Genomic DNA, 12,616 nt, shown 5'->3' with positions numbered 1-12,616 from the left:
AGTCCCGCCTGCCCCGCGACGCCTGGCACGCACTCTCGCCGCACCGGGCGAAAGCCCACGTACAACCAGTACGAGGGCTTCCGCCCGGCACGCCGGGAGCACGCACCAGATGCCGCGGGGCCCGCCCTCCGGGCGGACGACGGGACTTTGCGGACACGACCTAGAGCAGGGGGTACCCCCAGCCGCGTTGTCGTCATTCGCCGACTCCCCCACGCTCGAACCGGCTTCGCCCGGCTCGCGCGGGGGCACCCCCATCGACCCCGGCTCGGGTCGGCTGAAGAGCGCCGCACCTCTCAGCCGGCCTGATCCAAAACGACAGGGCCTAGGCCGCCCCGCCCTTCTGGTCCCTCTGCTCCTTCTCGTCGTCGACGATCTCCGCATCCACCACGCCGTCGTCGTCCTGCGGTGAGGTCTGCTCGGTGCCGGTGGCGCTGTCCGTCGGGGTCTGCTGGGACTGGGCGTACATGGCCTGGCCCATCTTCTGACTGACGGTGGCGAGCTTCTCCACGCCGGTGCGCAGGGCGTTCGTGTCGGCGTTCTGCTCCAGTTGCTGCTTGAGGTCCGCGATCGCCGACTCGACCTCCGACCTGGTGTCCGCCGGGACCTGGGCCTCGTTGTCGCGGATGAACTTCTCGGTCTGGTAGACGAGTTGTTCGGCCTGGTTCCTGGTCTCCGCCGCCTCCCGGCGCTTGCGGTCCTCCTCGGCGTACTGCTCGGCGTCGCGCATCATGCGGTCGATGTCGTCCTTGGGGAGGGCAGAGCCGCCGGTGACCGTCATCTTCTGTTCGCGGCCGGTGGCCAGGTCCTTGGCGGAGACGTGCATGATCCCGTTCGCGTCGATGTCGAACGCGACCTCGATCTGCGGCACCCCGCGCGGTGCCGGCGGCAGGCCGGTGAGGTCGAAGACGCCGAGCTTCTTGTTGTACGCGGCGATCTCGCGTTCGCCCTGGTAGACCTGGATGCCGACGGAGGGCTGGTTGTCGGCGGCCGTGGTGAAGATCTCCGAACGCCGGGTGGGGATCGTCGTGTTGCGTTCGATGAGCTTCGTCATGATGCCGCCCTTGGTCTCGATGCCGAGGGACAGCGGGGTGACGTCGAGCAGGAGCACGTCCTTGACGTCGCCGCGGATGACGCCGGCCTGGAGGGCCGCGCCGACGGCCACGACCTCGTCGGGGTTGACGCCCTTGTGCGGGTCCTTGCCGGTGAGTTCCTTGACGAGGTCGGTGACGGCGGGCATACGGGTGGAGCCGCCGACGAGGATGACGTGGTCGACCGCGGAGAGCTTGATGTTCGCGTCCTTGACGGCCTGGTGGAAGGGGGTCTTGCAGCGGTCGAGGAGGTCGGCGGTCAGTTCCTGGAACTGGGCGCGGGTCATCTTCTCGTCGAGGTGGAGGGGGCCCTCGGCGGACGCGGTGATGTAGGGCAGGTTGATCGTCGTCTCGGAGGAGCTGGACAGCTCGATCTTGGCCTTCTCGGCGCCCTCGCGCAGCCGCTGCAGCGCCATCTTGTCGTTGCCGAGGTCGATGCCGTACTGCCCCTTGAACTTCTTCACCAGGTATTCGACGACCCTCTGGTCCCAGTCGTCGCCGCCGAGATGCGTGTCGCCGTTGGTGGCCTTGACCTCGATGACGCCGTCGCCGATCTCCAGCAGGGAGACGTCGAAGGTGCCGCCGCCGAGGTCGAAGACCAGCACCGTCTGCTCCTCGCCGCGGTCGAGGCCGTAGGCGAGGGCGGCGGCGGTCGGCTCGTTGATGATCCGCAGCACCTTCAGGCCGGCGATCTCCCCGGCCTCCTTGGTGGCCTGCCGCTGGGCGTCGTCGAAGTACGCGGGGACGGTGATCACCGCGTCGGTGACGTCCTCGCCGAGATAGGACTCGGCGTCCCGCTTCAGCTTCTGCAGCACCCGGGAGGACAGCTCCTGCGCCCGGTAGCGGGTGCCGTCGATGTCGCCCTGATCGGGGAAGCGCCAGTTGCCGTCGCCCATGTGCCGCTTCACCGAGCGGGCGGTGCGCTCGACGTTCGTCACCGCCTGCCGCTTGGCCACCTCACCCACGAGGACCTCGCCGTTCTTGGCGAAGGCCACGACCGACGGTGTGGTCCTGGCCCCCTCCGCGTTGGCGACGACAGTGGGTTCGCCGCCCTCCAGAACGGCGACCACCGAGTTCGTGGTCCCGAGATCGATCCCGACCGCGCGTGCCATCGTCGTCCCCTTCCGCCAGGGCACCCTTTTGAACACCAGCACAAAACTTGAGTGGGTTCTTGTCAATGGGACGGGTGACCCGGCAGAAGGGCGCCAAACGGGGCCTGAGCAAGCGCTCAGGCCCTCTGCTCAGGCGAGCTTGGCCGACAGCGTGATCGTCGTGCCGGTCAGGGCCTGGCTCACCGGGCAGTTCTTCTTGGCGTCCTCCGCCGCGGCGACGAACGTGTCGTTGTCGATCCCCGGCACCGTCCCCTCGACGGTGAGGTGGATCCCGGTGATGCCCTCACCCGGCTGGAAGCTCACGTCGGCCGACGTGACCAGCTTGGTGGGAGGGTTGCCCGCGCCGGCCAGGGCGTGCGACAGCGCCATGGAGAAGCAGCTGGAGTGGGCGGCGGCGATCAGCTCCTCGGGGCTGGTCTTGCCGCTGGCGTCCTGGGAGCGCGAGGCCCACGTGACCGGCTGCGCCTCGATGGCACCAGAAGAGTCGAAGTTGACGACACCGTTGCCCTCGAGCAGGTTGCCTTCCCAGACGGTGTGTGCGGAGCGCGTGGTAGCCACGATTCTTCCTTTCGCGTGGGGGCCCGTTTCCTGGGTCCGTGCCCCCATCCGATCACATTCCGGCTCACTGCACGCGGAAGACCGGCCCACGCGGGGTGAACGGCAGTCGACGACCCGGCGGGACCAGGTACGCGTGCTCACGCCGCACCCGCAGCACGTCGCACCAGCCGTCCGTGATGATCAGGACGGGCGCGCCCGGCGGGAAGTCGTCCGCGCGCTGGAGGAGGTCGATCCCGGGCTGCAGCACCGTGCCTCCCCGGCCGTGCACCCGTACCCGCCCGGCGATGTCCGTCACCGGCACAAAGCCCGCGTCGTGCGGCGCCGCGTCGCAGAACACCACCCGCGCCGCCGGTACGTCCCGGGCCTCGGCGTAGGAGGCGATGGCGCCGAGCGCCTTGCCGAGCAGTATCCGGTCCATGGAACCGGAGGTGTCCAGGACGACGCCGAAAGTGCAGCGGGCGATCTCCTCGGGCGGGAAGTAGCGGCCCGCGCGCGGGATGTCGGGGGTCGACGCCTGGCGGCGCGCGGGACGGGCGTACGTCCGCACCGGCTCCGGGCGCGGCACGAACTCGTCGAACCAGCGGGCCAGTCGCGCGTCCCAGGGCAGCGGCGGATGGCTGAGCGCGCGGATCTCCTCGACCAGGCCGCCGGGCAGGAAGCCGCGCTCCTGCTGCTGGTGCAGGTCGAGGCCGTGGCCCAGGCCCCGGCGGTAGAACTCGTCGAGGTCGACGTAGTCGCCGGGCGGGCCGAGCGGGGCACCGAGCACGTCGCCGACGCCCTTGCCGCGCAGGGTGGCCAGGCGCCGCATCCGGCGCAGGTCGCCGGCGATGCGGTCGTACACCTCCTCGGCGGACAGGCCGGTGAACTGCGCGTCGTACAGCAGCCCTTGGGGCATCTCGCCGACCTGCATCTCGCGCAGCCAGCCGTTGATGACGTAGTCACAGGCGACGTTGAAGAGGTACGGGTCACGGGTGCCGCAGCGGTCGCCGTGGCGCAGGGCGGCGTGCAGCATCTCGTGGGCGAGGATGAACCGCCACTCCTCGTCCTCGAAGTGACGCAGCGGGTTGATGTAGATCTCGCCGGCCTCGGCGTTGACGGCGGCGACGGAGATGCCGTGCGCGTGGGCCAGTTCGGCGTCGGCGATGAGCTTGATGCCGGCCGCGATACCGCCGAGCAGCGGGTAGGAGGTGATGAACCACTCCAGCGCCCACTGCCAGGGCCGCTTCTTGACCGGCTCGCCGTCTATGGAGTCGCGGCGGCCGCCCGCCAGGTCCATCGCGGTGGAGACGGTGCGGGTCAGCGCGGTGGCGAAGGCGAGTTGGTGGTCCGGCGGCTGCGAATGCCATCCAGTCCACTCCATGAGCAGCTGGTCGGGCTCCGGGCCGGCGGTGCCGCAGTGCTCGTACGCGGCCGGGATGCCGTGGCGGCGCCAGCGCGCGGCGATCTGCTCCTCGTCGCCGTCCGGGTACGACAGCGGCAGTCGCTCCGGGCTCTGCCCCACGGGGAACGAGAGCAGGAAGCGGTTGACGACGACGCAACGGGCGGCGATGTCGTACCGGTCGGGCTGCTCGCGTGCGCCCTTCTTCGCGGGGAGGTGCCCGAAGCCGAGGTGCAGCAGGGCGTGCGCGATCGACCAGGCCCACAGGGCGGGCTCCGCGATACGGGAGTTGTGGAAGTGCAGGTCGCCGTCGGAGTCGACGCGGACCAGCCCGTCGCGGGGCGCATGCTCGCACTCCTCGTGCCGGCAGATGCCGAACTCGACGGTGGCGAGCGCCGGGTTGGCGCGCACGAGCCGCAACCCCTCCGTGAACGCTTCGGTCGCGAGGTCCCGCTTCTTCTGCCCCTTGCCCTGGTTGCGGCTCATCGCCGCGCCTCCACCAGGCGGGGCATGTCCCGCGCCGCCTCCACCAGGAACCAGGACGGCAGTACGGGATTGCCGTCGGCGTCGGAGGCGATGACGCTCTGCGCGACCTCCACGGAGATCTCCGCGAGCTGCACGAGGAGCGACTTCGCGCGGTACGCGGTCTGCCGGCCGCTCGCCGACATGTGCTCCTTGCTCGCGGGCAGTTCCTTGATGAGACGCCCGCGGAACGACTCGGCGAGGTAGTAGAGCAGGTCGCGGTCCGCCATGCGGTGCGGCCAGCGGGCGTCGCCCTTGATGATGGCCTCGATGCCGAACTGGCTGCGCACGATCTTGACGTAGCCGCAGAACGCGGTGGCGTGCGCAGGCGTCAGCGTGCCGTGCGCGAGCACCTTCAGCGTCTCCTCGTCGAGGCCCTGGCCGAAGGAGTGCAGCGCGTCGGAGAGCATGTGCCAGGAGCGGGGCGTGGAGAACGGCTCCTCGGTCTTCGGCGGCTTGGACCACAGGTGGTCGGGGCGGTCGGTGAGGTGGTCCAGGATCCACGGGTGGATGCCGTTGTCCGTGGCCCAGGTCAGCCAGTCCTTGGCGGACGCCTCCAGGTGGACGTGGGTGAGGCGGTTGACGAGCGCGGAGGCGATGGGCCGGGCGAGCGCGTTGTCGGTGGCCCGGTTTCCGGCGCCGATGACGATGGATCCCTTGGGCAGTTCGTAGGTGCCGATACGGCGGTCCAGGATCAGCGAGTAGAACGCCTTCTGCACATCCGGGGTGGCCGCGTTGAGCTCGTCCAGGAACAGGCAGTACGGCTCGTCGCGGGCGATCGCCTCCGGCGGGCAGAACACCGACCGCCCGTCCCTGATCTGCGGCACGCCGATCAGGTCCTCCGGCGCGAGCTGGGTGCCGAGCAGACTCACGCACTCCAGCCCCAGCGACTCCGCGAAGTCCCTGACCAGGGAGGACTTTCCGATGCCGGGGGCGCCCCAGATGAAGACCGGCCGCACGGTGGCGAGGCCGAGAAGCAGTTCGGGGATACGGGCGGGCGTGACGCTGACGGCTGCTTGCAAAGCAGCTACTCCTTGGGATGTTCGAGAAGGGCGCGCAGGTCTGCGGCGCCCGATACGAACAGTTTGTGTGCCGCGCGAGGCAGGCGCAGCCCATTTTCCGGTTGACCGGAATGTGCCCTGGGCAATCCCGCCCCGCGGTGACACGTTGAGGCACGGTCCTCCGTGAGAGCCGCTCCTTCGTTCATGGGGGTACGGAGGAGCGGCACCCCCCGCATCGATGAGAGCCTGTGTCAGGCCGCCCGCTGGTCCTGATGCCGAGTCAGCGGCACCTGGGGGCCGTCCGATTCGCGCAGCCAGCGGCGCAGCACACGGTGGACGTGCTCGGCGCCGACGAGCACGTCCCCGTCGTCGACCGGCGCGGAGAAGACGACCGGCGACAGCAGGAACGGCCTGCCCTGCGCTCCGCCGAGGCCGCCGTGCGAGCCGATCTGCTCCTCGAAGGCGAGCACCTCGCCGTCGGCGGGGTCGTACGCGGAGTTGACCATGATGTCGGCGGCGTTCGGGAAGGAGTGCGTACGGCGTACGGCGTCGGCGGCACCGGGCCCGAAGGCCTCCAACGGTCCGGGCTCGTCGTCCAGTCGGTCCAGGGGGATCTCCGCGCCGTACGCGCCGAGCACGATCCCGCCGTGCTCCTGGCTGCGGACGAGCAGGAAGCCGACGCCGGGGTGGTTGGCGAGGGTGGTGAGCAGGGCCGGGTGGCGGGCGTCGATCTCCTCTCTGGTCATGCGGTGCGGCACGTCCGGGAAGGAGATCAGGCCGAGGTTGCCGGAGGCCAGCACGATCGGCTCGGAACTGCGGCGCGAGGGGCGGTGTCGCTCGCCGCCCTCCTCGACGGGGATGCGCAGGGCGGCGCGCACGGCCGCGCGGGCCTCCGCGCCGCTGTGGGTGCGCTGCGCCTTGCGCGGCACGGGCAGCCCGCAGCCGGCCCGCACCAGGTCGCCGAGGCCGAGGCCGTAGCGGGCGCGGAAGGTCTCGCCGGGGCTCTGGCCGTGGTCCGACAGCACGACGATGCGGTACGGGCGCGGGGCGTGCTCGGCGACCTTCTCGATCAACGCCAGCGCGCGGTCGAGGCGTTCGAGGACCTTCTCGGCGTCGCGGCCGACGGGCCCGGAGTGGTGGGCCACCTCGTCGTACGCCACGAGGTCGGCGTAGACGGCGGTACGGCCGGCGAGCATGTCGCCCATCACGGCGGCGACGACGACGTCCCGTTCGACGACGGTCGCGAAGGCGCGGACGAACGGATACAGGCCGCCGCGGGAGACCCTCGGCCGGACCTGGCGGACCCGGGCCAGGGTGGACTGGCCGATCTCCCGGCCGACCTCGGCGATGAAGGAGAGCGCCGTGCGCACGGCGTTGGCCGGGTCGGAGAAGTAGGCGAAGTAGCCGGCCCGGGAACGGTTCTCCCGGCCGCGCCTTCTGGCCGCGATGGACAGCACGAGAGCCTGCTCGTCGGCGCCACCGCCGAAGAGGTTGCCGCGGCTGGCACCGTCGGCACCCAGGAGCCCGCCGTCCCCGGTGCGTTCGATGGCGCGGCGCTGGAGTTCGGCGGCGCTGGTGGGGCGGTTGCAGACCATCACCTCGCGGCCGGCCTTCTCGTACCAGCGGAACGCGGGGACGTCGTGGTTGCTGCCGTGGAGAATGCCGAGCTGGCTGGCGCCGGTCTGGCTGGACCAGTCCGTGCGCCAGGGGGTGAGCCGGTGGGTGGGGCGGGCGGCGCCGCCGGGACCGGCGCCCGTGCCGTTGCCGAGCCAGCGGGCGACGGTCGGCATCAGGTCCTTGCCGACGGCGTCGACGAGGACGTCGTGGCCGACGCCGTCGAGCTGGACGAAGACGGTGCCGGGGCTGGAGGGGCCGGGTGGCAGGGCCCTGCGGCGGCGGTCGGCGAGGCGGTACAGGCGGCGCCGGTACGCGTCGTCGTCCCGTACGGCCAGGGCGGCGCCCGTGGCGGAGGCGACGGCGGACATCACGGCGGCGACGATGACGGCGGTCTCGGGGGCGGCCTCGCTGTCACCGGAGGGAACCAGGCGCAGGGCGACGATGAGCAGCGAGCCGTTGAGGAAGAACACCAGCAGGCCGAGCACGAGGGCGGGCACGAGGAGCAGGAGCCGTACGAGGAGGGGCCAGAAGATCGCCGAGAGCAGACCGAAGGCGCCGGCGCCGAGGGCCGCGGTGATGGCGATACGGGTGGCGCTGTCGCCGTCCGCCGACTGCAGTTGGAAGTCGGGCAGGAGGCCGGCGAGCACGAGCATGGTGACGGTGGACACGGCCCACACGGCAACGCTCCGCCCGATCTGACTGGCGACCCGCCGCCAACGACCATCACGCACGCCCAGCCCACCTCACGTCCCGGCCCGCCGCCCCGAAACGGGCCTTCCGCCCCCAGCGTGGCACATGGCCGTGACAGCGGCCGGTGGTCTTCGGCCCTCCAGAGGGTTGGGCTCACCGGTTCCTGGGGGCTGCCGCCCCAGCCCCCCGAACCCCATCGTCAGCGCCCGTCGTACCCGGCCGTCGGCATCGACAGTCTCCGGTGCACCCGGGCCTTCATCTGGGCGTCGTACATCGGTTCGGCGCGGCCCACCGTCTCCACCCGCACCCCGCGCCGGGCGCACTCCGCGGTGAACTCCTCGACGGACGACAAGGCGCTCTCCAGCACCCTTCTGCTGGGTGCCACGAACAGGTCGAGGCCGGGCCGGACGCCTTCCCACAGCACGCTGTGGTCGGCCCGCAACGCCCGTACCAGGAGTTCGCGCGCGACGACGTACCCGTGCTCGGCCGCCCAGTGCGCGCACATCGCGTGCTGGCTGCGGGAGTCCACCAGGAAGGGATCGGCGTCCAGCTCTTCGAGCGGCGTCAGACTGGCGATCGCCGTGACGCGCACTCTGGATGGCCCCATGGCGCCCCCTCACCTCCGGGTTTCGCCGCCGACCCTACTCCAGCCCGTACGCTTCGGGGAGTCGCGCGAAGGAGGCAAAGCAGGTGCCGGTGGAGATCACCTGGTGGGGGCACGCCACCTGCACGGTCGAGGACTCGAACGTGCGCGTCCTCACCGATCCCTTGTTCGCACGCCGGCTCGCACATCTGCGCCGCCGCCGGGGCGCGCTGCCGCCGCCCGCCGCCCGGCGCGCGGACATCGCCCTGGTCTCCCACCTCCACGCCGACCACCTGCACGTGCCGTCGCTGGCCAGGCTGCCGCAGGGCACCCGCCTGCTCGTGCCCGAGGGCGCGCCACGCGCGGTGCCGGGCCTGCGTCGCCTCACCTGGCTGCGGGTGACCGAGATGGCGCCCGGGGACGTGACGTCGGTGGGCGCGCTGACCGTACGGGCCGTGCCCGCGCGGCACGACGGGCGGCGCCTGCCCGTCGGCCCGCACCGCTCCCCCGCCCTCGGCTACGTCATCGAGGGCGAGGCACGCACGTACTTCGCCGGGGACACCGGGCTGTTCGACGCCATGGCGAAGGAGATCGGGCCGGTCGACGTGACGCTGCTGCCGGTGGGCGGCTGGGGGCCGTATCTCGGGGAAGGCCATCTGGACGCGGGACGGGCGGCCGAGGCACTGGCCCGGCTCTCGCCGCGCAGTGCCGTGCCGGTGCACTACGGCACGTACTGGCCGATCGGCATGGACGCCCTACGTCCCCATGAATTCCACTCGCCCGGCGACGAGTTCGCGCGGCTCGCGGCAGAGCGCGCGCCCGGCGTGGCGGTGCACCGGCTGGCGCACGGGGAGAGCGTGCGCCTGGAGGCGGCCCGGTGACGACACTGGCCGCCACCGCGACGACGATCCCGCCGGAGTCGACGCAGCAGGCGATCGGCTACCCATCACTGTTCCTGCTGGTGCTGATCGGGGCGCTGGTGCCCGTCGTGCCGACGGGAGCACTGGTGAGTTCCGCGGCGGTGGTGGCGTTTCATCAGACGGCGCCGTTCTCGCTGGCGCTGGTGTTCGTGACGGCGTCGACGGCCGCGTTCCTGGGCGATGCGACGCTGTACTGGCTGGGCAGGCGCGGCATGGGCTCGAAGAACGGCTCGCGCTGGCTGGAGGCGATCCGCTCGCGCGCGCCGGAGGAGCGGCTCACGCAGGCGCAGGAGAAGCTCGCGGCCCATGGTGTCACGGTGCTGGTGCTGTCCCGGCTGGTGCCGGCGGGGCGGCTGCCGGTGATGCTGGCCTGTCTGCTGGCGAACTGGCCGATGCGGCGGTTCGCGCGCGGCAACTTTCCGGCGTGCCTGGCGTGGGCGGTGACGTATCAGTTGATCGGGATCCTGGGGGGCTCGCTGTTCGACGAGCCCTGGGAGGGCGTGGTGGCGGCCGTTGCGCTGACGGTGCTGATCAGCGCCGTCCCGGGTGTGTGGCGGAGGATCCGGAAGGGAACCAAGGCCGCCTAGACCTGATCCCTGGTCCCTGGTCCCTGATCCCTGATCCCTGATCCCTGATCCTTGGTCCCTGGTCCCTGGTCCCCTGCGCGGCCCTGCGTCGGCGACGGCCCTTACCCGAGGACGCGTGATCCTCCCACCGGCATGTCCCACAGGTCCTCCCGGTCCAGCCCCGCCTTCTCCCACGCCGCACGCACGCGCGTGATTGGTTCCAGGACCGGTTCTGCCGACAGCACGAACGTCGCCCAGTGCATCGGCGCCATCCTGCGCGCGCCGAGATCCTGCGCTGCCCGCACCGCCTCCTCCGGATCGCAGTGGACGTCGCTGAGCCACCAGCGGGGGTCGTAGGCGCCGATGGGGAGCAGGGCGAGGTCGATGCCGGGGTAGCGCTCGCCGATGCGGGTGAACCAGTGGCCGTAACCGGTGTCGCCCGCGAAGTACACGCGCTGCCCGTCGGGAGCGGTGAGCACCCACCCGCCCCACAGGCTGCGGCAGGTGTCGGTGAGGGTGCGCTTGGACCAGTGGTGGGCGGGCACGAAGTCGAAGCGGACGCCGGACAGTTCGGCCGCCTCCCACCAGTCCAGCTCGGTGACCTGGGTGAACCTGCGGCGCCGGAACCAGGAGGCGAGGCCGGCCGGCGCGAACACGGGGGTGTCGCGCGGGAGTCGGCGCAGTGTGGGGGCGTCCAGGTGGTCGTAGTGGTTGTGGCTGATGACGACCGCGTCGACACGTCGCAGGGCGTTCCAGGCGATGCCGACGGGGGTGATACGGGCCGGGGTGCCGAGGATGCGGCGTGACCAGACGGGGTCGGTGAGGACGGTCAGCCCGCCGATCCGGACGACCCAACTGGCGTGCCCCGCCCAGGAGACGGCGACCGTGCGCGCGTCCACGCGGGGCAGCGGGCCCGGCTCGAAGGGCAGCCGCGGGATGTCGGCGAGGCCCTCCCGGCCCGGGCGTACGGCGCCCTCGCGGGCGAAGCGGGCGAGGGCCTTGATGCCGGGGAGCGGGGCGGTGAGGCGGTCGTGGAAGGTCCGCGGCCACACCCGGCGTTCGTTCAGCGGGCGGGGTGCGGCGAGCGGCGGGAACGGGGGCGCGAAGGGAGACGGGTCCGGCGGGGCGTCGGATTCCTGGGTGGTCGTGCTAGCCGTGCCCCTACCCGGCGTGGTGGTACGCGTGGTGGCCGTGCGCGAGTTGGCCGTACCCGATGTGGTCGTACGTGAGGTCGACTCGGACTGCTGCGTCATCGAGGAGGCTCCTATCGCTGAGCGTCGTCGCGGAGATCGTCGAAGACCGACTTCAAGTGGATCAACGCGCGTTGCACTTGCGGCAGTTCCAACGGCGTGGGTGAACCGAGGCATTCCGTGCGTTCCTCGTCGGTGCCCGCCAGGAGCGAGCCGGTGGACAGCCGTACACGCAACGCGCCGAGGTCGTCGCCGAAGCGGTGCCCGCCCGGCGCCGGCATGCCGAGGCGGGCGGCGAGGAAGTCCTCCAGGTCCTGCGCGTCCCCCACGCCGTGCGAGGACAGCCCGGCGCGCAGGGGGGCGAGGTCGACGTACAGGTGCCGTCCGGCCTGCGGGGGCCGCGCCAGGGCCCCGGCGCCGACGGCGGCGGCATGTGCGGCGGCGGCCACGCGCGCGTGCAGGCGTACGGCGGAGGTGACCCGTGCGGCGACCGGCTCGGGCTCCGCCAGCGCATAGCCGGCCGCGACCGCGACGGGGCCGGCGACGCGGGCGCCGAGCGCGGTGAGCACGTCCAGCACGCGCGCGTGGAGGCCGTCGCCGTCGTCGCCTTCGGGGAACCTGGCGATCGCGGTCGGCCAGCCTGGCGGGAGGTGCGCGCCGGCCAGGTCCGTGACGACGGTGACGTGCTCGGGCAGCATCTCGGCGGGGCTGAGCAGCACGGTGTCGTGCGGGGCGTGCAGGGTGTCGCGCCACGTCTCGTCGCTGACCAGGTGCAGTCCCTCGTCGGTGGCCGCCTCCAGGGTCTCGTGCAGCATCTCGGGCGGGGCCACGGTGGCCGTGGGATCGTCGGCGACGGACAGCACGAGCAGCCGCGGGTCACCGCCCTCGGCACGGACCCGGCGCACGGTCTCCAGGAGGGTGTACGGGTCCGGGACACCGCCGCACTCGGCCGGTGTCGCCACGTGGAAGAGGGGCCTGCCCAGCAGGCGTGCGTACGGCGCCCACCAGGCGGCACACGGCCGCGGCACCAGGACGTCACCGCCGAGTGCGAAGGTCAGCGCGAGCAGCAGGGCGGGCGCACCGGGGCCGGCCACCGCCCGCCCGGGTTCGGTCGGCAGGCCACGCCGTTGCCAGTAGCCGCACGCGGCGTCCAGGAGTGCGGGGCCGCCCCCGATCGGTTCGCTCTCGGACCGCCCGGCGGCCGCGGCGAGCACGGCGGCCAGCTCGGGCAGCACGGGCAGCCCGTCGTCCGGGAGCGGCGGCCCGTAACGGACGGGGCCGTGGCCTTCGGGGTCCGTCCGGCGCATCGGTGCCTCCGCGCTGTGCCTGGTGCCTGGGTGGTTCGTCGTGGTTCGGTGCTCCGTGCGGTCGGTGTGCGATGCGGTCGGTGT

Annotated in this window: 10 protein-coding genes; 2 read left to right on the top strand and 8 right to left on the bottom strand. The window is 72.1% G+C overall.

The features are described from left to right. Positions 1-322 precede the first annotated feature (322 nt). The 6 genes from dnaK to ACIBAG_RS27070 all read right to left on the bottom strand — a co-directional run bounded on the left by dnaK (position 323) and on the right by ACIBAG_RS27070 (position 8,573). Positions 323-2,200 carry a molecular chaperone DnaK gene (gene dnaK, locus ACIBAG_RS27095; protein WP_399108301.1) on the bottom strand — a complete coding sequence of 626 codons (1,878 nt, stop codon included), beginning with the start codon at positions 2,198-2,200 and terminating at the stop codon, positions 323-325. A 129-nt stretch (positions 2,201-2,329) separates the two neighbouring features. Continuing rightward, positions 2,330-2,758 (bottom strand): OsmC family protein, encoded by a 429-nt coding sequence (locus ACIBAG_RS27090; RefSeq protein WP_399108299.1) that lies wholly within the window; start codon positions 2,756-2,758, stop codon positions 2,330-2,332. Between the two features lie 64 nt (positions 2,759-2,822). Further along, positions 2,823-4,622, bottom strand: coding sequence for a hypothetical protein (locus ACIBAG_RS27085; RefSeq protein ID WP_399108297.1), 1,800 nt, complete (start codon positions 4,620-4,622; stop codon positions 2,823-2,825). Continuing rightward, on the bottom strand, positions 4,619-5,680 hold the full coding sequence (locus ACIBAG_RS27080; RefSeq protein WP_399108296.1) for an ATP-binding protein: 1,062 nt from the start codon (positions 5,678-5,680) through the stop codon (positions 4,619-4,621). The genes ACIBAG_RS27085 and ACIBAG_RS27080 overlap by 4 nt, the downstream gene beginning before the upstream one ends. Positions 5,681-5,910: 230 nt before the next feature. Further along, a complete protein-coding gene (locus ACIBAG_RS27075) occupies positions 5,911-7,953 on the bottom strand; it encodes a phage holin family protein (RefSeq protein ID WP_399108329.1) in 2,043 nt (680 codons plus the stop codon). A gap of 212 nt (positions 7,954-8,165) precedes the next feature. Beyond that, on the bottom strand, positions 8,166-8,573 hold the full coding sequence (locus tag ACIBAG_RS27070) for a hypothetical protein (protein ID WP_399108294.1): 408 nt from the start codon (positions 8,571-8,573) through the stop codon (positions 8,166-8,168). 83 nt (positions 8,574-8,656) lie between these two features. Here ACIBAG_RS27070 and ACIBAG_RS27065 point away from each other — a divergent pair, with 83 nt between their 5' ends. Both ACIBAG_RS27065 and ACIBAG_RS27060 read left to right on the top strand, forming a co-directional pair. Then, complete coding sequence (locus tag ACIBAG_RS27065) at positions 8,657-9,430, top strand: MBL fold metallo-hydrolase (protein ID WP_399108292.1); 774 nt, start codon at positions 8,657-8,659, stop codon at positions 9,428-9,430. Beyond that, a complete protein-coding gene (locus ACIBAG_RS27060) occupies positions 9,427-10,056 on the top strand; it encodes a DedA family protein (protein ID WP_399108290.1) in 630 nt (209 codons plus the stop codon). Before ACIBAG_RS27065 ends, ACIBAG_RS27060 begins: the two co-directional genes overlap by 4 nt. A 101-nt stretch (positions 10,057-10,157) precedes the next feature. On the opposite strand, the gene ACIBAG_RS27055 is transcribed toward ACIBAG_RS27060, so the two are convergent. Both ACIBAG_RS27055 and ACIBAG_RS27050 read right to left on the bottom strand, forming a co-directional pair. Then, complete coding sequence (locus ACIBAG_RS27055) at positions 10,158-11,288, bottom strand: MBL fold metallo-hydrolase (protein WP_399108288.1); 1,131 nt, start codon at positions 11,286-11,288, stop codon at positions 10,158-10,160. 11 nt (positions 11,289-11,299) lie between these two features. After that, positions 11,300-12,532, bottom strand: coding sequence for an aminotransferase class I/II-fold pyridoxal phosphate-dependent enzyme (locus tag ACIBAG_RS27050; RefSeq protein ID WP_399108287.1), 1,233 nt, complete (start codon positions 12,530-12,532; stop codon positions 11,300-11,302). Between the last annotated feature and the right edge of the window lie 84 nt (positions 12,533-12,616).

This window comes from Streptomyces sp. NPDC051243, from assembly GCF_044455405.1.
GTDB lineage: Bacteria > Actinomycetota > Actinomycetes > Streptomycetales > Streptomycetaceae > Streptomyces.
Note: the sequence above shows the minus strand (reverse complement) of the source record. Positions and strands in the feature narration are given on the sequence as shown.

What these genes read in the sequence shown, in the direction of transcription:
- dnaK (WP_399108301.1), bottom strand. Translation starts at nt 2,200, where the DNA reads ATGGCACGCGCGGTCGGGATCGATCTCGGGACCACGAACTCGGTGGTC.
- ACIBAG_RS27085 (WP_399108297.1), bottom strand. Translation starts at nt 4,622, where the DNA reads ATGAGCCGCAACCAGGGCAAGGGGCAGAAGAAGCGGGACCTCGCGACC.
- ACIBAG_RS27070 (WP_399108294.1), bottom strand. Translation starts at nt 8,573, where the DNA reads ATGGGGCCATCCAGAGTGCGCGTCACGGCGATCGCCAGTCTGACGCCG.
- ACIBAG_RS27055 (WP_399108288.1), bottom strand. Translation starts at nt 11,288, where the DNA reads ATGACGCAGCAGTCCGAGTCGACCTCACGTACGACCACATCGGGTACG.
- ACIBAG_RS27050 (WP_399108287.1), bottom strand. Translation starts at nt 12,532, where the DNA reads ATGCGCCGGACGGACCCCGAAGGCCACGGCCCCGTCCGTTACGGGCCG.